We start from the raw sequence: 18,262 nt of genomic DNA on the forward strand, positions 1-18,262 counted from the left end.
ACGATCAGACCAGACAACCGATCCTACCGGCCATCATAGTCGCCGCTCAACCGGCCATCGTAGTTGTCGCCGCGCAGACGATATTGCCCTCGGGGAGCGGTCGCGGATCGGGTTCGTCCGCGAAGGGACGGTAGCCGTAGAGCTGGAGTTCGGTCAGGACGTGGTCGGTCGAGGAAGAGGTGTGGTGCGGTTCATGGTCGTCATGCTCGCTCATGGGATGCTCCGTCGGTTGGACCGCGACCGTCGCGGCCTTCATGGCGACGAAGCCGTCGGGCGGGCCGGACTGGCACCCGGAGCGACAGCGCAGGGCCGAAGCGCAGCGGAGGGCCGAAGGGGCCGACTATTTTGGCTCGCGATGGAAAGGCCCGAAGGGCCGCCGGAAAATAGTCGGCCCCAAGGTTGCCTGGCCGGACCGTTTGACGGCCGATCGCCCTCTCGAAGGCCGAGGCGCGGTCCTCTTTCGATGGGTGAGCATCCGGCGACGCGGTTGACGGCNTCCTCTTTCGATGGGTGAGCATCCGGCGACGCGGTTGACGGCGGGTCGCCCCGCACCCCCGTTCCGGCTACGCTGCCAGCCCCATGAAGCGGGCGACGTCCTGCGGCGCGATCTGGAGGCGGATTCCTGCCTGCAGCGCATCGATGCCGAGCACCCGCAGATCCTCGTTGAAGTCCCCGAGCGCTGGCGAGAGCACGATCGCCTCGATCCCGGCCTGTTCGGCTCGGTCGATCAATGCCGCCATCGCGCCGTCGCCCGCCGGATCGTCGTCGCGCGCGATGTAGAGCCGGCGCAGGATGTCCGGAAAGAGGATGGCTGAGAGATGGGCGGCCGAGAGCGCGGCCACCATCGGCATGGTCGGCAGGACGCATCTGAGCGACAGCATGGTCTCGATGCCTTCACCTGCCGCCATCACGTCCTGCGTCACGCCGAACCGGACCGCATGGCCGAGAAGGTCGCCCATTGCCCGCCTCGGCGTGTCGATCGGCGCCTTGCCGTCGCCATCGGGAGAAAGCCAGGTGCGATGCGCTCCGGTGATCCGGCCTGCGAGGTCGGTGACGGAGGCGATCATCGCCGGCCAGGTCTCGGTCGGCAAATACTCGTCGGGCCGATAGTAGCAGCGCGGGTGGAAGCGGAGTGATCCGGTTCCGTGCAAAGCCGTGATGCCGCGTTTCCGTAAGTACGCTTCTGCGACTGTGCCCGTAATCGGCTGCGACATGGCGAAGAGCCGTCGCGCGGCCTCCGACGATCCGGTGGGCGCCGTCGTTGGCCGCCGTTGACGGTCCGGTTCGGGTTCGGGACGCGGCAGGCTCAGGAAGGCCCTGGCCTCATCGGCAACGTCTTTGAAATCGGTGAGACCGCAGCTTTCTCGGATGACGTCGAGCAGGTCGCCATGTTCCGCGCTTGCGGCATCGGTCCATTTCCCCGCCGCGCCCTTGCCGGACTCCGGCCCGGTGAGTCGGACGAACATGGAGCGGCCGGGCGTGTTGCGCACATCGCCGACCAGCCAGTAGCGGCCCTCGCGATGACCGGCGGGCAGATAGTGCCGGCACACCGCCTCGGCCTGGCGGGCAAGTCGTCGCGCCAGTTCGGATGCGTCGTGGCGAGCCATTTACGCAGCCTCCCGTTCGGAGACGCGCTCGACCGGGTAGCGCTCCAGCACCTTCGCCAGCACAACGGCGCCGCTCGCATCGGTCGGTACGAACATGCGCAGCTTCCACGAAATGATCTCGTGGAACAGGCCGTATGCGCCGAGCCGGTCACGCATGGTGTCGGTGAAGCCCGACAACTCGATGCGATGGGCGCCCATGACGCGAACCCGGCGCAGTTGAAGTCCTTCAGCAAGGTCGAGGATCGTCCTGCCGTCGATCAGGGCCGCGAAGGCATCGTCCGGCGTCAGCGTCGTGGCGCCGGTGGCGGTCGCTTCCGCAACCCATGCCGGTGAAACCCGGCGGCCGACGATGCGCTCGCCGTCATCGGTCTGAAGCCGATAGACGCGCGTCGACTCGTGCGGCAGGCGCTTCCAGATCGGCAACAGCAGGCCGGCGACGACATGGATGGTGCTGTCGGAGAATTCCGGCACCTCGGCCAGCTCAGCGTTCCAGGCCTTTGCGAACGTGCCTTCATCGGCCTCGATCCAGTGCGTCTCGCCCATCATCTTCACCGGGATGTTGTGCGCCTCCATCGGCCGGATCAGGCGGACGCGCCGTTCGATCTCGCCATCGTCGAGCATCACGCTGCTGGTCGGGATCCGAACGGCCGCCCGGCCCGAACGCTCGTTGACGAGCAGCACGGCGCGACGATCCGAGAGATGAGCCAGGGCCTGGTCGAGCGCGACCGGCCGGTTGCGTTCGCGCTGGGTGATGGTCAGCAGCCGGGTTTCCGCGCCGGTGCCGGGATGGACATGGATGGTGCGCCGGCCGGTGACGACGAAGCTCTCGGCCTTGAGCGTCTCCAGCCCCATGTCATAGGTGCCAGATGCAATGGCGCCTTCGATCCTGGCATTCAGAAGCTGCTCGAATGCTGTGAACAGGATGCCCTGAAGTTCGATGGTCAGCGCCAGCAGGCGATTGAGGAAGGTGGTGATCGGCGGTAATTCGTCCTTGATGCCGTTCGCGTCCATGAGCGAGAGGCCGGTGGCATCCTCGAACATCTGAAGCGAACAGCCCTCGACCTTGCCACGCACCAGCAGCAGGTAGAGCTGCCGCAGCGCGTCGCGCGCATAGGGGCTTTCCAGATTGTCCTCGGGCCGGAACAGGCCCTGGCCGCCGGTCTGGCGCTGGCCGCGCGTGATCGCGCCGAGGGTGTCGAGCCGCCGCGCGATCGTCGACAGGAAGCGCTTCTCGGCCTTCACGTCGGTGGCGATCGGCCGGAAGAGGGGCGGCTGCGCCTGGTTGGTGCGGTTGGTCCGCCCCAGGCCCTGGATGGCGGCGTCGGCCTTCCAGCCCGGCTCGAGCAGATAATGGACCCGCAGCCGCTGGTTCCGCGCCGACAACTCGGCATGGTAGCTGCGGCCCGTTCCGCCCGCGTCGGAGAAGACGAGCACACGCTTCTGGTCGTCCATGAAGGCGGCCACATCGGCAAGCGAGGCCGAAGCGGCGCGATTCTCGACCATCAGGCGGTCGATACCGTTTGCGCCGGTCTTGCGCACGATGCGGCGGGAGCGGCCGGTGACTTCCGCCACCGTGTCGGTGCCGAAATGCTGTACGACCTGGTCGAGCGCGCCGGGAACGGGCGGCAGGGAGGCGAGCTTCTCGATCAGGCGATCGCGGCGGGCGACAGCCTCGCGGCTTTCAACCGGCTGGCCGTCACGGAAAACCGGCCGGGACGACAGGTTGCCCTCGCTGTCGGTGAAGGGTTCATAGAGCTGCACCGGGAAGCTGTGCTGCAGGTACGACAGAACATATTCGCGAGGCGTGATGTCGACCCGGACGTCGTTCCATTCCTCGGTCGGAATTTCCGCAAGGCGCCGTTCCATCAGCGCCTCGCCGGTCGAGACGATCTGGATGACCGCGGCGTGACCCTGTTCGAGATCGCGCTCGATCGAGCGGATCAGCGTCGGCGTCTTCATCGAGGTCAGCAGATGGCCAAAGAAGCGCTGCTTGGTGGATTCGAAGGCGGAGCGCGCCGCCGACTTCGCCTGCCGGTTCAGCGTGCCATGCTCGCCGGTGATGTTGGCGGCCCGCATCGCCGCATCCAGATTGTTGTGGATGATGGCGAAAGCCCCGGCATAGGCGTCATAGATGCGCGTCTGCTCCGGCGTGAGCTGGTGCTCGACCAGCTCATATTCGATGCCGTCATAAGAAAGCGACCGGGCCGTGTAGAGACCGAGCGCCTTGAGATCGCGCGCCAGAACTTCCATCGCCGCCACGCCGCCGGCCTCGATCGCCTCGACGAACTCGGTCCGGGTCGTGAAGGGGAAATCCTCTCCGCCCCAGAGGCCGAGCCGCTGCGCATAGGCGAGATTGTGGACGGTGGTCGCGCCCGTGGCGGATACATAGACCACACGGGCATTGGGCAGCGCGTGCTGGAGGCGAAGGCCCGCACGTCCCTGCTGCGAGGCGGCCTGTTCGCCGCGGTCGCCCTTGCCGCCGGCGGCGTTCTGCATGGCGTGGCTTTCGTCGAAAATGATCACTCCGTCGAAGTCGGAGCCCAACCATTCGACGATCTGCCGGACCCGCGAAAGCTTCTCGCCGCGCTCGTCGGACCGCAGCGTGGAATAGGTGGTGAATAGGACGCCTTCCTGGAGCATGATGGGCTTGCCCTGCGGGAAGCGGGACAGCGGCGTCACCAACAGCCGCTCCATGCCGAGCGCCGACCAGTCGCGCCGCGCGTCCTCGATGAGATCGGCCTTGGAGATCCAGACCGCCTTGCGACGCCCTTGCATCCAGTTGTCGAGGATGATGCCGGCCGACTGGCGCCCCTTGCCGGCGCCGGTCCCGTCGCCGAGCATGAAGCCGCGCCGGAATCGCACGGCATTCGGCGCATCGTCACGCGCGGCCGAGACCATGTCGAAGGTCTCGTCCACGGTCCAGGACCCGGCGAGGAATTCGCCATGGGCCTCGCCGGCATAGATCACGGTCTCGAGCTGGGCGTCCGACAGGAGACCATCGGTGACGATGTTGGCCGGCAGGCGCGGCCGATAGCTGGGCTTGGGCGGCGCGACCGAGGCCATCGCGGCCGACTGCACCAGCTTGGTCGGATGGACCTGAGAGCCGGGAATACGGATCGACTGAAGAGCGTATTCCTCATAGATCGCGTCCGTCAGCCGGGCGCCCTCGGCCGGCGTCCAGTCCACCGTCTCATAGTCGAGCTCGACGCCGTCGGGCTCGGCAAGGCTGGTCGGAACGGGAGTGGATGGCCGTGCGGCATATCCCCGAACGATGCGCGGAGCGGTGGTATTCGTGATGGAGGGAATGGCGGAAACGCCTGAGGAAGCGGCGACCGCCAGCCGTGCCGGAACATGCGTGTCGATCCAGCCAAGCAGCGTGGCGACGTCGGGCGCGACGCCTGGCGGGACCGGGAACACCGCCGGATCATCGGCAGGCAGCTTGTCGATGACGGTCAGGCGCGTGTCGATGGTGGTGCCGTGCCTGGCATAGACCGAGCCGTCGATGGCGGCGGTGAACACCACGCGCCCGCGTGCCTGCAGGCGAATGAACGCCGCCACCCAGGCCGGGTTGTCGGGAGAAAAGTTTGCGCCGGTGATCGCGACCAGCCGCCCGCCGTCGGCCAGGCGCGCCAGTGCCGAGGCGACATGACGACAGGCGGCATCGGCCATCCGGCCCGAGACGTTCGCCATCGCCGAGAATGGCGGGTTCATCAGCACGACGGACGGCACGACGGCCGCATCCAGATGATCGTCGATCTGCGCGGCATCGAAACGGGTGACGGGATTGGCCGGAAAGAGGTGGGAGAGGAGACCGGCGCGGGTCTCGGCCAGCTCGTTCAGGATCAGCGATGCGCCCGCGATCTCAGCCAGGATGGCGAGCAGGCCGGTGCCGGCAGAGGGCTCCAGCACGCAGTCGGCGGCGGTGATCGACGCGGCGGTCGCAGCTGCGAGGCCGAGCGGGATCGGAGTGGAAAATTGCTGGAAGGTCTCGCTCTCGGCCGAACGGCGCGTGTGGGTGGGAAGAAGGCCGGCGATCTTCGCCAGCATCGGCAGCATGGCAGCCGGAGAGCCGGCTTTGCGGGAAAGCGCCTTTCCGTATTTGCGCAGGAACAGCACGGTCGCCGCCTCGCAGGCGTCATAGGCGGTCTTCCAGTCCCAGGCGCCGGTCGCATCGGAGGCGCCGAAGGCCGTCTCCATGGCGGTGCGCAGGACGCCCGCGTCGATGCGCTGGCCGCGTTCGAGATGGGGGAGAAGAAGCCGCGCCGCCTCGGCCATGCGAGCGGCCGGATCGGTGACAGGGGCGAGCGGGATAGACGTGGCCGCAAGGGCGGCCGCGGATGCGGAGACAGTGGTCATGGAGGGAACCTCGAGGAGAGCGGGACGGGACGAACCGGCTGGCGCTCTCTCTCGACCGCACCGGCTCGAACCCGTCCCGGCGGCCCTCTTCCTCTGACCGGACCGATGATGGACCGTTGGCGCTTAGCCGAAGCGTCGCCCGGAAGCGGTGAAGGTGTAACCGTTGGCGATGATCGCCTCGTCGACCACGGCGTCCGAGGTCTGGTATTCATATTCCCGTTCGAGCTGGCGGTAGAGCCAGCGGGCGAGATCGCGCAGCGCCTCCGTCACGGCCTCCCCCGCATCGGCGGTCATGTCCTGGCAGGTCGGACTATCGCGCTCGACCGAGATCGCCATGCAGTATTCGTGATAGTAGTGGCCGCGATGGGTGGCATCGGCGCGAAGCTGATAGAAGTTCCGCTTCTGGACCGCCTGCAAGGCGTCCGCTATCCGGTGAAGCTCGCCATCTTGCGGCGCGTGCGCCCTGATCGTGTGAGCGGCGCCTTTCACATGGGAATAGAAGGCCTCGAAGCAGGCGCCATCGCCCTGCGACCAGAAACCGCGAAAATAAACGCACGGCTTCTGCCGCGTGCCGCCGCCATCGAGGCGCACGGCGCGGGTCTTGAGCCGGACCCCAAGAATGGCGCAGATCGCCTCGAAGTCCTCGTAGACAAATTCGTACCAACCATCGGTGTCCATGCTTTCGCGGAACCAGGCGCGCGCCTTCTCCTGCGCCTCCACGGACAGCTCGCCGAGCTGATAGACGGTGGTTTCAACGATCCTCGGCATCGTCCGACCCTCCCCCCACGAGCATGTCGGCGAGCCATCCGTGCGTGCCAATCCACGCGACGGACTGGCCGGCGCCGAGATCGAGCACATGCGCGCCGCCGCCGAAGGCATCGGTGCGCGGACGCGAGCAGGTGTTGGCGTATTGGAAACCCCAGCGACCGGTGAGGCCGAAGGTTTTCGCACAGAGCAGCACGAAGTCGATGACGCGCTGCGGGTCGCCGGTCACGTCATCGCGGATCCAGAGCTGGGTGCCGCCATGTTCGGGCTGGATCGAAAGCTGGAAGCCGTCGGAGGGCGGGTCTTCCGCCACGCCGTCGTCGGACAGCCTGTTGTAGAGGTCGAGCGCGCGGGCTGCGTTCTGCGGCGTGCCGACATCAAGCAGGCATGAGAAATGAGTGAAATAGTCGGCCATGCGAGGCTCCTGAAGCGAGAGGAGCCCGGCTGTTTCCCGTTGCGGAGGGCCGGGCTCGGATAAGCGGATGGGGTGAAGGGATGCGAGGCGGCCGGGGCCGCCCCGCCTGGTTCGGCTATTCCGCTGCGATCATGCGGGCCGGGTCATCCTCGCCGTCGGCGCTGGTGGAAGACTCGTCGTCATCGTCGGAGAGGAAGTCCGGCAACGCCTCGGTTTCTCCCTCCGTCGTCGCCACGTCAGGAGCCAGCTCGGCACCGGCAAGGCGCAGCGGCTCGGGCAGCCAGCCGGTGTCGGCGAGCAGCCGCTCGGCTTCCTTCGCCATATCGCCCTTCTTCAGATGGTCGATGAGCTGCGCGGCCCGTTCGCCCGCGCCTTCGCGCACGGCTTCGAGGATGCGCGCCTTGGTGACGCGGCCGAGATAATTGCCGACGGTCGGACGCCAGCCCGCCACGGCCATGTCGAGGCCGGTGGCCCGGGCAAGGTGATCGGCCTCGGCAAGGCGCAACTGAACCCCATGCGCGGAGATCGCGCCGCCACCATAGCGGTCGGCCCGCTCATAGAGCGCATTGACGCCGAACGATGCGCAATGGGCGAACAGTTCGGCCTGCTCGGTGCCGGCGAGCGCGGTAAGCGCATCCCAGAGGTCGGCGACGTCAGCCGGCAGGCGCGCTTCCCAATCCTTGTGGCGCGCTTCGATCGCACGCGCATAGGGCATGTCCCGCAGTTCCGGCGACTGCGCCTGAAACACCGTGCCGCGTACCGCGACTTCCATCGCGACGCTGTGGGCGCTGTAGCGCGAGAAGACGTCGCGGCAGAACTTGTGCAGCACGGCCAGGAAGGCGGTCGCCGGGTCGCCCGCAAGCTTGTCCCTGAGCGCCAGCGTGCGCTCGGCGGTCAGCTCCATCACGAGACGGTCCGGCAGGGGCTTGATGGCGTCTTCCTCCTCGTCATCCGCCTCGATGGGCTGTCCGCCGATGCTAATGATCGTCCGCTGGCTGGAACCGTCCCCGTCGGGATCGCCCGCCGTCTTGCCGTCACCATCCTCGCCACCATCGGTGGCCGGAGCCTCGTCCTCGGGCTTCACATAGCCGCGGTCGACGAGCAGCGAGCCGTCGGAATCGATGCTGACGAAAACGCCGGCGCGCGCGATATCGGCCGGATCGTAGCGGACGGGACGGGTTTCCAGGGCGTCGATGGCGGTCTCGATCTCGCCCAGGCGCTCATCGACCTCTTCCGGCAGCTCGTCCGCGTCCTCATAATCGGCCTGGAGCTTGTCATACTCGGCGCGCAGGGCATCGAGGGTCGCCTGTTCCTCGGTCGTGCGATCGATCGGCGTGCCTTCCAGTTCGCGCAGGCCGTGGGTCACGCCATAGGGGAAGCTGACGGCAACCTCGATCCACTTCCAGCCTTCATTGGCGATCTCGTCGGCCATGACCTTCAGCTTCTCGGCGGCCAACCGGTCGAGCAGCGCCGCATCCTGCAGCCATCCGCCATCGTCGGACTGGAACAGGTCGCGCAGGACGATGCCGCCAGCCGCCTCATAGGCGTCGATGCCGACGAAGACGGCGCGCTTGTCGGAAGCGCGCACCGTCGATTCCGTCAGCATGCGGCGGATCTGATAGGGCTCCTTCGACCAGCTACTGCGGAGCGCCTCCCAGACCTGTTCCTGGCGGCTATGGTCGGGGGAGACGGTGAAGGCCATCAACTGCTCGAGCGACATGCCGTCCTCGGCATAGGTTTCGAGCAGCGCCGGCGAAACGGACGCGAGCCGCAGCCGCTGCTTGACGACGTTGACGGGCACGAAGAAGGCGGCTGCGATTTCCTCCTCGGACTGGCCCTTCTCGCGAAGGGTCTGGAAGGCGCGAAACTGGTCGAGCGGATGAAGCGGGGCGCGCTGGCAGTTTTCAGCGAGCGAATCGTCCTCGGCGAGGATGCCGGAGGCTGGATCGCGCACCACACAGGGCACGGGCGCGGTCTTCGTCAGGCGCTTCTGCTTGACCAACCGTTCGAGCGCGCGGTAGCGGCGGCCGCCGGCCGGGATCTCGAACATGCCGGTTTCCTTGCCTTCGGCGTCGAGCACGGGGCGGACGTTGAGGCCCTGAAGCAGGCCGCGCCGGGCAATGTCCTCGGCCAACTCCTCGATCGAGACGCCGGCCTTCACGCGCCGGACGTTCGACTGGCTGAGCACCAGCTTGTTGAAGGGGATGTCGCGCGAGGACGACAGGGTGATCTTCTGAACGGCAGTAGCCATCGGGATTTTCTCCGCGACGGGCGGCCGAAAGCCTCTCTCCCGGCCTCCAACCCGTCACGAAAATCCCCTCGGCCCTCTTCCTCTCGCGGCGGCGAAAGCGAAGGCCGAGGGGTGAAGGAGGAAGGAACCGCAGCCCGTGCGCTACAGACACCGGCATCCGGTCAGCCCTTGGGACGGGGACGCTCCGCCACGGCGGCCAGGACATCGTCGAGCAGTCCCTCGGCCGCCCGCAGCGCCCGTTCGGGCGAGATCGGCGCCGGGTTGCGCTTCGCCAGCTCGCGGATGCGATGACAGCGATAGTAGGGCGACAAGATCCGCGTCAGCATCCGCACCTCCGGGTGGCGCCGATGCAATCCGAGCCGTTCCGCGGCGGCCAATGCCTTGACCAGATCGTGCCGGACCTCATGGCGGCACCGGTCATCGTTCCACCCCCGGAAATGCAGGTAGGATTTCAGCGACAGTTCGACGGCGCATCCGATGAGATGAAAAAGGACCTCGCGCGAATGGGAATCGCCCGCCGCACGCAGGCGATGCGCCCCGGCGAGGAACTCAGCCGCATTGTCGAAGAGATATTTCCCTCGCCAGCGTGTCGATGGCTTGCGCGCCCGCGCGGATGCATCACCGGCCGCGGGGGATGACGCAGCCTTCTGCCGGTGGCCTCGCCGGCGCGATGGAGACGGCGCGCGCATCAGGCTGCCTCCCGCTCGTCGGCGTCGGCGGGCACTGGAGCAGGCCGCCCATCTTCGGGCACAAACTTTAGCAGCCAGTCGGCCGCCTTGCTGGCCTGCGACGCCGCACGGACGATGGCGCGATTGTCCTCGCGCAGGACCTCGGCCCAGGAGCCGATGTAGTCGGCGTGGCGCACGGTCGGCACGATGCCGAGCGCAGCACAGCAAAATGCCGCTGAAATCTCGGCTATCATCTCCTCGAAGGCGTACTTCTTCGTGCCAAAGGAACCGGAAAGATCGCGATTCAGGCGATGCGGCGCCCCGCTGGCATGGGAGCATTCGTGCAGGGCCGTCCGATGCCAGTTGATGGGCTCGAAGAAGGCCTGGGGCGGCGGGACCATCACATAATCGTGCGCCGGCACATAGAAAGCACGGTTACCTCCGATACGGAAATCGATCCCGCTCGCCTTGATCAGCGCCTCCACCTTCGGCTCGATCAGGCCGGGTTCGGGCGGCGGCGCGACAATGGCGAGGTCGTCGGGCAGGCCCTCGCATTGCGACAGGTTGAAAACCGTGAAGCGCTTCAGGAACGGGATCGCCTGGGCTTCTTCGCCGGTCTCCCGCGACCGCTTCTTCTCGTCGTCGGGAATGAATCGATCAGCATAGACAACCGTCGTTCCGCGCTCACCTTTACGCACATTCCCGCCGAGAGAGAGGGCCTGACGGAAAGTCAGCCAGCTCTGGCCGGGGAAGCCACGCTCGATCACAGCACCCCAGAGGATCAGCACATTGATGCCGGAATAAGCTCGGCTGGTGGCGGCGTTTTTCGGCATGGCGAGCGGCGCTTTCGCCGCTGCCGTGCCCCAGGGCTGGATCCAGGGTAGCCGGCCGGCCTCCAGCTCGGCGAGGATCTTTCCGGTGATTTCGTCATAGAGGCTCGTCCGGTCGGAGCCGGAACGGGCGCGAACAGCATGTCTGGACATCGCAGGTCTCCGCGACGGGCGCCGGAGGCCTCTCCTCCAGCCCTCAACCCGTCACGGCAAACCCGGTCCGCACTCTCACTCTCGCCCGTTCAAAGGCGTAGAGACGCAGAAACGTATTCGCGGCATTTACGACTTGCCCCTATTCTCGCGTCAGGGATGGAAGCCCGGAGGGGGAAGACCCGCTTGTCGGGGCTTCAGCTTTGCCGACAGCCCGGCCCGAAGGGCGACGTCCACCCCCTCATGGTGGGGCGCTCGACGAGGCAAACGGAATTGTCTTCGCAGCTTGAACCGACTATCCGGATCAATCCGGCGGATCGGTCGGGATCGTGTCGGTCGGTGTTCCGCAAACTCTGCAGATGATGATGAACAGCCACATTGTCATTCAAGTCATGCTTTGCGTGCTGTCCTGCGAGCCGGCGGAAATCCGGGTCTGGGACGGAGATTCTATACGGCTGGGGCTGACCAGCCGGGCGGAGTCCGTGCGCATTTTCAACATCGACGCTCCTGAGATCGACGGTCAATGCACTTACGAATCCGAACTGGCCCAGCAGGCGAAGCATAGGCTCGCCGAGATCATGGAAGGTAGGCGCGTCGAGCTGTTCCGGCAGGGGAACGATCGATACGGCCGCACGCTTGCGGTGATTCAGGTCGACGGCGCGGACGTCGGCGACCAACTGGTTCGAGAAGGTCTCGCCCGGACATGGAGCGGCAGGCGAGAGGCGTGGTGTTAGCTCCTCAATAGGCTGCCGCAAGGCTGCCGCAGCAGCCGGACCCCTTGCGATCGATTGCCAGTTTCATGTCAATGATGGCTCGCTCGACGCAGGTCGGATCCGACGGGGCAAAGTTGATCGTCGTAATCTTGCCATTCAGCACTTCAGCAACTGTCGGACGGCAACTGCATTTCGCGCTGAAGATCATCTAGTCCCTTGATTGTGAAACTCATGGGTTTCCTGCCCGCGAAACGTTGCGACCGCCTTTCTGTCCGGAGTACTGTGCCAGATTCGCTGCATCGATGTTTGCGGCGGGCGCTTTCGTTACAAGACCTGCAGCGCGCAGGCTGGCATCGGCCCCGGCGTAGCCGACCTTTAGCAACAGTTCGATTTCGGAAGGAGAAAAGGGATTGAGGCGGGTCCGCAGGCGGGCTGCCAGCAATGCGGCGTCGTCCGGAAGCGAAACCGCATCCTCGAGGCCGTAGGCGCTGATCGGGGTCTCGATGCTCCAGAAGGCAACATGACGCTGTTTGAGATTGTGAACGCCAAAGAGCAGGCGCTTGCGGGAGTTTTCCGCCTGCTGCTGGACGATGTTAAGGACCCGATAGACTTGGCCGAACCAACGGCCCGTCGGTGAGCCAAGTTCAGGCATGGTGGCGCCGGCATTGCTGACCAGAACGGTGCGGCAGCGGCGCCAGATGCGTTCCAGACCGAGATTGTCGTACACGCCGCCGTCGGTCAGCACGGCCTGCTGCGTGAAAGGTGCCTTGTGTAGATCGGCCCCGTCCATCGGTTTGACGCTGCCGCTCTCAAAGTTGAGCCGGACGGGCGATAGGAACGGCGGAAACGCGGACGATGCAGCAATGACGCAGGATAGAGCCAGACGCGGATGGTCGATCCGACCGACGCGGTGATCAGCGGCGTAGTCCTTGGCAAACCTCCATCCGCTTCCGGTCTGAAGATTGGTTGCCATGAACGTGAAGCGCGGCTTATCGGGGAGGTCCTGCAGGGTCGCTCCACCGAACAGGTGGCGGTCATAGGCTTTGGCCACTTCGCCTGCTGCGGTGAAGCTTGGAAGGAGACCCAGAAGAATCGCCTTCACATCGACGCCGACGGTCGCAAAGCGGGCGATCGGACCGATGACCTGTTCATCCAGGTTCATCGCGCGACCATTCGCGTCAAAGTTCAGCCGGGACCATGCCGTGCCGAGTACGCCTGCCGTGATGGAGCCGCCCGAGACGCTCGCGATCTCACGCAGGCGCGGCAGGAAGCCGAACTCATTGAGCCGCACCAACGCGCCCGCGTGATAGAGCATGGCACGGTAGCCGCCGCCGGACAGGCACAGACCGATGACATCCTCGACTTTGCCTCCGGTCAGAAAATCGTTGCGTCCGGCCTGGGCCTCGAAAAGGCCCTGAAGATCACTACGCTGTGGTGTCGCCGGAGCATCCGCTCCTGTCACGACGCGCCTCCAGCATCCGTGAGACCTGCACCGCTGACGGCAAACGTAAAATGCCCATCCTGCGCCGCAATCGCCATGAGCCCCGGCAGACCTTCGTTCTCCAGTTCCTGCCCGAGCCAGAGAAGCTGGACGATGTCGGTGCTGCTGGGCATGGCTGACGCGCGGTCGGGGTGCGAATGCCATTCCCCGACATAGCGAAGTTGATACAAGGTCGCGGCAACCGCCGCGCTGACCTGTCCGGCTAGATCGGCGACGCCGCGTTCAAATCCGGTTTGCGAGGCGCGGCTGTCCTCCGGGGCCGGGAGCGCGTGTGCGATGTGGACCGATTGACGGCTCATATCCGCGATTCCCAGGAGAACCCCGTCCGTTTCATTCGGCAGCTTCGCGTGCCGCATGGTGGCAAGACGATCAAGGAGGTCTGCGTCATAGGAGACGGTCCATGCACCGAAGGAGACACGGGTGACTGCCGCGCCCTTTCGCTGAACACGCTGGACTTCCCCCGTGGTGGACAGAGTCCAGATGGTGATGGCGGCACCATCGTCCGCCAGCGCTGACGCGATACCCTTGGCCGCGAGCGCGCTCAGGATGGCGGCATTGCTTGCCGGAATGCGGTTGGTCAGAGCTCGGCAGGATCCGGTGTAGCGCACGCCGGGACCGTCTGTGCCGAGATGTCTCGCCAGAGACGGCTCCGTCAGTATGAACCGGTGATACTGTGCCTCCAGATCGCGCAGGGTGAGCGCGCGGTCAGCGCTTTCGGCGAGAAGGACGACTGCGGTTCCGGCGGGATTGAAGAAAGCGCAGACGCGGCGCGCCGTCACATCCGGCAGATCGGACAAGTGCCGGGAGACCGCAACGGACGCGGAAGCATCAATGATAATATCGGCGTCCTTCAGTGCGGCCGCGAACTTGGGCGCAGCCTGGTCATCCGGCTTCAGCACGTTGCAGGCAATGGCCGCCACAGGTTCGCCGAGGAGCCCCGAAAGCCGGTGTGCGAGCGCGGCGGCCTTTGGTGCGCCGATATCTGTGGCAAATAGGGCGTGGCGCACGAGATTGTGCGGCAGGAGATGATCCTCATCGATGATCGTCCATTCAAACGCGCCCTCGCGCGCGAGATCGGCAGAGAGCTGAGAGCCGAGAGAACCTGCACCGATCAGGACCGCACGACGGCGGTCGGGCCCTGCGTGACCCGCAACGGCTGCGGCGAGATCGCGGTTCAGCGCGAAATGCACCTGAGCCGGCTCGATGCGTGACGGGTCGGAGCTGGCTGCTCCTTCCGGAAAGGCCAGCATGTAGCCGCGCTTATCACCGACGCCGGTATTGTTGGCATAGAGCACGCCGAGCGCGACCCCGATGTCCCCGGCGGTGTCGTAGGTCAGGAACGCGCGGACGTCATTGACGCCGGGCCGCTCTCCGACAGCGATCGGAAAGGCGACCACAATGGCGAGCCGCGTTGAAAGGCGGCGCACATGGTCCGGACCAAGGCCTTTCCATGTCTTCAGGCGCGATTTCAGTTGGTCAATGAGGCGGATGCCGTGCGGCTCAAGCTCGGCAGCAAGTGCCGTGAGCGTGTCCGGCGCATGACGAAGCCGGGCCATGGCCTGCGGCTCGGCCTGAAACGCCAGCACCGTGAAGGCTGGGGGATGAGGATCATTCGGCACGGCGGGGCGCGAGATGATAAGGTTCTCGTTGTCGGGCCGTATCATGCCCGCTAGTTCGATAGGCTCCTGTCCTTCGACCAGCGCGGCGGCAGGAAGTATCAGGCCGATTTGCGAGCTGAAGAACAACGGATCGGGTGGTTGCGCCGGGTCGTGCAATTCGCCCCGCGCTGCCCTGGCGAGCCAAAGCTGAATACGACGCGCGATGTCCTGGGCGGACACAGTCAGTCGGGCTTCAGCCCATGGGCGGTCATCTATGCACAGGGCACAAGGGCCGCCCGGCGGCGACCAGTTCTGATGCAGCGTATCGGGGAAGTCCGGACGCAGCGATACAACGCTGAACGGACCCTCGGTGAAGGGGAATACGACGGCAACGGGTTCAACGGCCTTGATCGGGTAGGCCAGGTCCTGTGGACGTTCGACATCGACATCCAAGGCTACTGCGGCGTGGCCGCTTTCGGATGACTGTCGCAGGCCAGCAAGGGTGATACCGGGCAGCGATCCCTGCACGGCGAGGGACGCCAGTTCTCTTGAGAGAACCGGCGTCAGTTCACCGATGTCGGCGACTTCAGCACCGAAGCTGGTCCACCACGCGTGCAAGGTCATGCGCTAGCCCGCCCGCGCCGGGGTCGAGATCACGCTGGCCGCACCGACCGTTGCCGACACCGACAGCAGCGTCGCGCCCCGCTCGGTGATTTCGATGGTCGAGGGCTTGGGCTTGCTTGATGAGGGCAGGTCCATCGTGACCTTGAAGGCTCCGTCCTTCATATTGGCCACACGCTTGTAGTAGTTGGCCGCTTCTCGGTGCGGCGGCTGCACATCTTTGTCTTCAGCGCTGCCCTTCACCGGGATCGACTTGCTGGTGGACATCATCGTGCAGCGCGGCTGACCCTGTGCTTCGTACAGCCATTTCACGTCGGGGGTGGGCTTGGTCTCGTCCTCACCTTTCTCGGGGCCAATTGACAGGTACGAGCAGTGATGCGGGATCTTGAAGATATCCCAGCGCAGCCGATCTTCCCGCTTGTGACGCCTTGTGGTCTGCACGATTTGATCGATGGAATCGTAGTTGATGTCGGACATGAACAGCGCGTGAGTTTCACGCGAACCTTCAAGGAAGGTCGCCTGGAACACGACGCTGTCCTGGTTGCGGTCGACGATTCCGTTATCATCCTGCCGCCAGCCGAACGGGCTGTGGATGAAGAACTGCACCCGCTCCGGCCCGGCAGTCGAGAACCCCGGCACGAGCTGCCCTGCATCGGTGATAAGATGCGCGCGCGATTCCAAGGTCAGGCCGTTCTTCTCCAGCCACTCCTTCAGTTTCGCGGGTCGGGAGAACACGCGGATGCCGTTGCCCTCCTTGAGGCGGTAGCGGGCCTCCTGCCGGATGATGCGCGCGCTGTCCTGGCAACCTTCTTCGAGGATGGCGGCAGCAGGGACCCACAATTCCCGGATTTTGATGCGGCCTTCACCCTGATACTTGGCGGCATGGTCAAGCCAGAAGAAATCCCCGGACCCGCAGCAATGATCGTCGTCGAGGTGGGTAAACAGCACGACATCGTAGTAGTCGCGCTTGGCAGCGCGCAGGTCAGACTTCAATTCGGTCGGCAGATCGATGCGCCGATCCCATGGGTCTTCGGGGTTGCGCATGTCGGCATAATCCACAAGCAGCTTTCGGCCGTCGGCAAGATCGAAGCGCGTGCAGTCGGCATTGCCGAGCGGATGAAATGTGAGTTTAGCGGTCATGGGGTCCTTCTTCCTGCTCTGCCCTTGCGGGCGTTGTGATGCGCCGCCTGGGCTTGCGCTTGTGCGGCTCGGTTGTGTTTGGCATTTGCATCGTCCTCCCTTTCGATCTCGTTCAATGAATCTGTTTAACGGCTCTCAAAAAAATTACCCGACAGGGCAGTAGACAAATTCGACGCCGCCAGTGTCGGCGGCGCTTTCGCGCCTGAGAAGAAAGCCCTGTTCCCAGAGTTGCTTGAACTTCATGCTGGCATTCGCGATCGAGAGGTTCCTTTGCGCCGCAAATTCTGCCGCGCGTGTCTGCGGACGGCTCATCGCGAACTGAAACGCCTCACGCGTGCCTTCACTCGGCTGAAGGCCAATCAGTGTTGCGTTCTTTCCCTGCCACACCAGCACTGGCTGTTCCTTCTTTTCGCCTGCCGCATCGATATTCTCGATCATGTCGGGATCAGTCAGATCGACTAGGCAGAACCCCTTGGTACGGCGAAATCGCCGGGCCAGTTCGATGATGGTTTCGGACGCGAAGGATATGTCCACGCGCTTTACATCCTTCATCGATACGCGGAAGACGACCGTGCCGGCGTGGTCTTCCACAAAGCCGAGCAGACGCTGATAGACTTCTCGTCCCTGGCTGCGCCCCCATCCTTCAGGGCGGTCCATGTATGAAATCAGGGGAAGCACCCGCGTCGTCACCTCGTTCATCGGGTTCATTTAATCAGATTCGGGTGAGACGTCAAGCACCCAGCCCAAAGGCAAAGGCAATATGTGTGCCCCACAGCAGCGGCAGGCCTTCGTAGCAATAGGCGCGGTTTGGTTCATAAGCGCCACGGGCTGGCTTTAGCAGGACGCGCTGGTTTGGAAGGCGCACGTCCAGCGACGCATCGAATTTGATCGCTTTGGCAGCGCAGCCCTTCAACCCGCAACCCCGGTCGGCCCCATGACGGGAAAGCCCTTGGCGGAAGACCTCCACAAGCAGGTCCGTATCCGAGAGCTGTGCCAGCTTGGGGAACTCGGTGCGCAAGGACGGTCGCAGCGTCTGCATGATGCCTAGGCCGCTGTCGGAGACGGCCACAGAAAGACGGTTGCCGCCCGAGTAAACTTGAAGAGCCGCATAGCCGTCCAGTTGCGTGGCACTGTGCGAGAAAATGTTGTCGATAAGTTCGGCGAAGATCGTCCAGGTGGCGCCTTTGAGTTCCTCCACGTCTAGACGGCTGCTGCATGCATAGGAAATGGCGTCGCTCAAGCGGGTCGGTAACTCCTCGTCGCGCTCATCCTTGTTGATTCGGGCGATCTCGACCAACATGCTGTTACCGCCCCGATGAAGGCGCGCCCCGGAATAGAACGGCCTTGAAGGCAGGATTTCGACATCGGTTGAGAGGTGATCGAAGAAGCCCATCCGGTTCAGGTAGCCCATGGTTCCGGATTCGCCCTCTTCGAAATTCAGGCGCACGCGGCGTGTCGTGTAGGCGAGCTGGTTGGCAAGTGAAAGCAGACGGATCGCGCCATCGACCATGATCTTGCAACCGACAGGAAACGCGAAAACGACCTCTGTCGTGTTGTTGTTGTGTGGTCCGCACGAATCCCGCAGCGCCGCTTCAAATCGTGAGGCATTGATCCAGTTTGCGGGGAAACTCACCGTGCAGAGCATAC

The 18,262-nt window shown here is 64.8% G+C and carries 15 protein-coding genes; 1 reads left to right on the forward strand and 14 read right to left on the reverse strand.

Going from position 1 to position 18,262, the window contains the following annotated elements:
- Positions 1-46 precede the first annotated feature (46 nt).
- The 8 genes from CV103_RS22340 to CV103_RS22620 all read right to left on the reverse strand — a co-directional run bounded on the left by CV103_RS22340 (position 47) and on the right by CV103_RS22620 (position 11,045).
- Positions 47-214: a hypothetical protein gene (locus tag CV103_RS22340; protein WP_170112566.1), complete on the reverse strand. Its 168-nt coding sequence runs from the start codon at positions 212-214 to the stop codon at positions 47-49.
- A gap of 349 nt (positions 215-563) precedes the next feature.
- Positions 564-1,607 carry a DUF7146 domain-containing protein gene (locus CV103_RS05855; protein WP_107394281.1) on the reverse strand — a complete coding sequence of 348 codons (1,044 nt, stop codon included), beginning with the start codon at positions 1,605-1,607 and terminating at the stop codon, positions 564-566.
- Positions 1,608-5,882 carry a strawberry notch family protein gene (locus CV103_RS05860; RefSeq protein WP_245896669.1) on the reverse strand — a complete coding sequence of 1,425 codons (4,275 nt, stop codon included), beginning with the start codon at positions 5,880-5,882 and terminating at the stop codon, positions 1,608-1,610.
- Positions 5,883-6,086: 204 nt separating this feature from the next.
- The gene (locus CV103_RS05865) at positions 6,087-6,731 is read right to left on the reverse strand and encodes an antitoxin of toxin-antitoxin stability system (protein WP_107394283.1); all 645 of its coding nucleotides are present in this window, start codon (positions 6,729-6,731) and stop codon (positions 6,087-6,089) included.
- The gene (locus tag CV103_RS05870; protein WP_107394284.1) at positions 6,715-7,143 is read right to left on the reverse strand and encodes a hypothetical protein; all 429 of its coding nucleotides are present in this window, start codon (positions 7,141-7,143) and stop codon (positions 6,715-6,717) included. Before CV103_RS05870 ends, CV103_RS05865 begins: the two co-directional genes overlap by 17 nt.
- 115 nt (positions 7,144-7,258) lie before the next feature.
- Positions 7,259-9,394 (reverse strand): ParB/RepB/Spo0J family partition protein, encoded by a 2,136-nt coding sequence (locus CV103_RS05875; RefSeq protein WP_107394285.1) that lies wholly within the window; start codon positions 9,392-9,394, stop codon positions 7,259-7,261.
- 161 nt (positions 9,395-9,555) lie between these two features.
- The gene (locus CV103_RS22615; protein WP_107394286.1) at positions 9,556-10,083 is read right to left on the reverse strand and encodes a hypothetical protein; all 528 of its coding nucleotides are present in this window, start codon (positions 10,081-10,083) and stop codon (positions 9,556-9,558) included.
- Positions 10,083-11,045, reverse strand: a complete 963-nt coding sequence (locus CV103_RS22620) for an ArdC family protein (protein ID WP_107394287.1) — start codon at positions 11,043-11,045, stop codon at positions 10,083-10,085. Before CV103_RS22620 ends, CV103_RS22615 begins: the two co-directional genes overlap by 1 nt.
- A 326-nt stretch (positions 11,046-11,371) precedes the next feature.
- Here CV103_RS22620 and CV103_RS05890 point away from each other — a divergent pair, with 326 nt between their 5' ends.
- Positions 11,372-11,776 (forward strand): thermonuclease family protein, encoded by a 405-nt coding sequence (locus CV103_RS05890; RefSeq protein WP_244601600.1) that lies wholly within the window; start codon positions 11,372-11,374, stop codon positions 11,774-11,776.
- Positions 11,777-11,780: 4 nt separating this feature from the next.
- Here CV103_RS05890 and CV103_RS22070 read toward each other — a convergent pair whose 3' ends face one another.
- The 6 genes from CV103_RS22070 to CV103_RS05915 all read right to left on the reverse strand — a co-directional run bounded on the left by CV103_RS22070 (position 11,781) and on the right by CV103_RS05915 (position 18,260).
- A complete protein-coding gene (locus tag CV103_RS22070; protein WP_129609364.1) occupies positions 11,781-11,963 on the reverse strand; it encodes a hypothetical protein in 183 nt (60 codons plus the stop codon).
- 21 nt (positions 11,964-11,984) lie between these two features.
- Positions 11,985-13,217 carry a patatin-like phospholipase family protein gene (locus tag CV103_RS05895; protein WP_129609363.1) on the reverse strand — a complete coding sequence of 411 codons (1,233 nt, stop codon included), beginning with the start codon at positions 13,215-13,217 and terminating at the stop codon, positions 11,985-11,987.
- Positions 13,214-15,478: an anti-phage 6A-MBL system cap2_3 protein gene (locus CV103_RS05900; RefSeq protein WP_107394289.1), complete on the reverse strand. Its 2,265-nt coding sequence runs from the start codon at positions 15,476-15,478 to the stop codon at positions 13,214-13,216. The genes CV103_RS05895 and CV103_RS05900 overlap by 4 nt, the downstream gene beginning before the upstream one ends.
- A 3-nt stretch (positions 15,479-15,481) precedes the next feature.
- Positions 15,482-16,615 (reverse strand): anti-phage 6A-MBL system MBL-fold protein, encoded by a 1,134-nt coding sequence (locus tag CV103_RS05905; RefSeq protein ID WP_107394290.1) that lies wholly within the window; start codon positions 16,613-16,615, stop codon positions 15,482-15,484.
- 144 nt (positions 16,616-16,759) lie between these two features.
- On the reverse strand, positions 16,760-17,314 hold the full coding sequence (locus CV103_RS05910) for a hypothetical protein (RefSeq protein ID WP_146163386.1): 555 nt from the start codon (positions 17,312-17,314) through the stop codon (positions 16,760-16,762).
- Positions 17,315-17,345: 31 nt separating this feature from the next.
- On the reverse strand, positions 17,346-18,260 hold the full coding sequence (locus CV103_RS05915; RefSeq protein WP_129609361.1) for a sensor histidine kinase: 915 nt from the start codon (positions 18,258-18,260) through the stop codon (positions 17,346-17,348).
- Between the last annotated feature and the right edge of the window lie 2 nt (positions 18,261-18,262).

This window comes from Edaphosphingomonas fennica (genome assembly GCF_003034225.1).
GTDB classification, from domain to species: Bacteria; Pseudomonadota; Alphaproteobacteria; order Sphingomonadales; family Sphingomonadaceae; genus Sphingomonas_E; species Sphingomonas_E fennica.

Excerpts from the sequence above, each read along its gene's own strand:
- CV103_RS05865 (WP_107394283.1), bottom strand. The coding sequence starts at position 6,731 with ATGCCGAGGATCGTTGAAACCACCGTCTATCAGCTCGGCGAGCTGTCC.
- CV103_RS05860 (WP_245896669.1), bottom strand. The coding sequence starts at position 5,882 with ATGGCCGAGGCGGCGCGGCTTCTTCTCCCCCATCTCGAACGCGGCCAG.
- CV103_RS05855 (WP_107394281.1), bottom strand. The coding sequence starts at position 1,607 with ATGGCTCGCCACGACGCATCCGAACTGGCGCGACGACTTGCCCGCCAG.
- CV103_RS22615 (WP_107394286.1), bottom strand. The coding sequence starts at position 10,083 with ATGCGCGCGCCGTCTCCATCGCGCCGGCGAGGCCACCGGCAGAAGGCT.
- CV103_RS05915 (WP_129609361.1), bottom strand. The coding sequence starts at position 18,260 with ATGCTCTGCACGGTGAGTTTCCCCGCAAACTGGATCAATGCCTCACGA.
- CV103_RS05870 (WP_107394284.1), bottom strand. The coding sequence starts at position 7,143 with ATGGCCGACTATTTCACTCATTTCTCATGCCTGCTTGATGTCGGCACG.
- CV103_RS05910 (WP_146163386.1), bottom strand. The coding sequence starts at position 17,314 with ATGAACGAGGTGACGACGCGGGTGCTTCCCCTGATTTCATACATGGAC.
- CV103_RS22340 (WP_170112566.1), bottom strand. The coding sequence starts at position 214 with ATGAGCGAGCATGACGACCATGAACCGCACCACACCTCTTCCTCGACC.
- CV103_RS22070 (WP_129609364.1), bottom strand. The coding sequence starts at position 11,963 with ATGATCTTCAGCGCGAAATGCAGTTGCCGTCCGACAGTTGCTGAAGTG.
- CV103_RS05900 (WP_107394289.1), bottom strand. The coding sequence starts at position 15,478 with ATGACCTTGCACGCGTGGTGGACCAGCTTCGGTGCTGAAGTCGCCGAC.
- CV103_RS05875 (WP_107394285.1), bottom strand. The coding sequence starts at position 9,394 with ATGGCTACTGCCGTTCAGAAGATCACCCTGTCGTCCTCGCGCGACATC.
- CV103_RS05905 (WP_107394290.1), bottom strand. The coding sequence starts at position 16,615 with ATGACCGCTAAACTCACATTTCATCCGCTCGGCAATGCCGACTGCACG.
- CV103_RS22620 (WP_107394287.1), bottom strand. The coding sequence starts at position 11,045 with ATGTCCAGACATGCTGTTCGCGCCCGTTCCGGCTCCGACCGGACGAGC.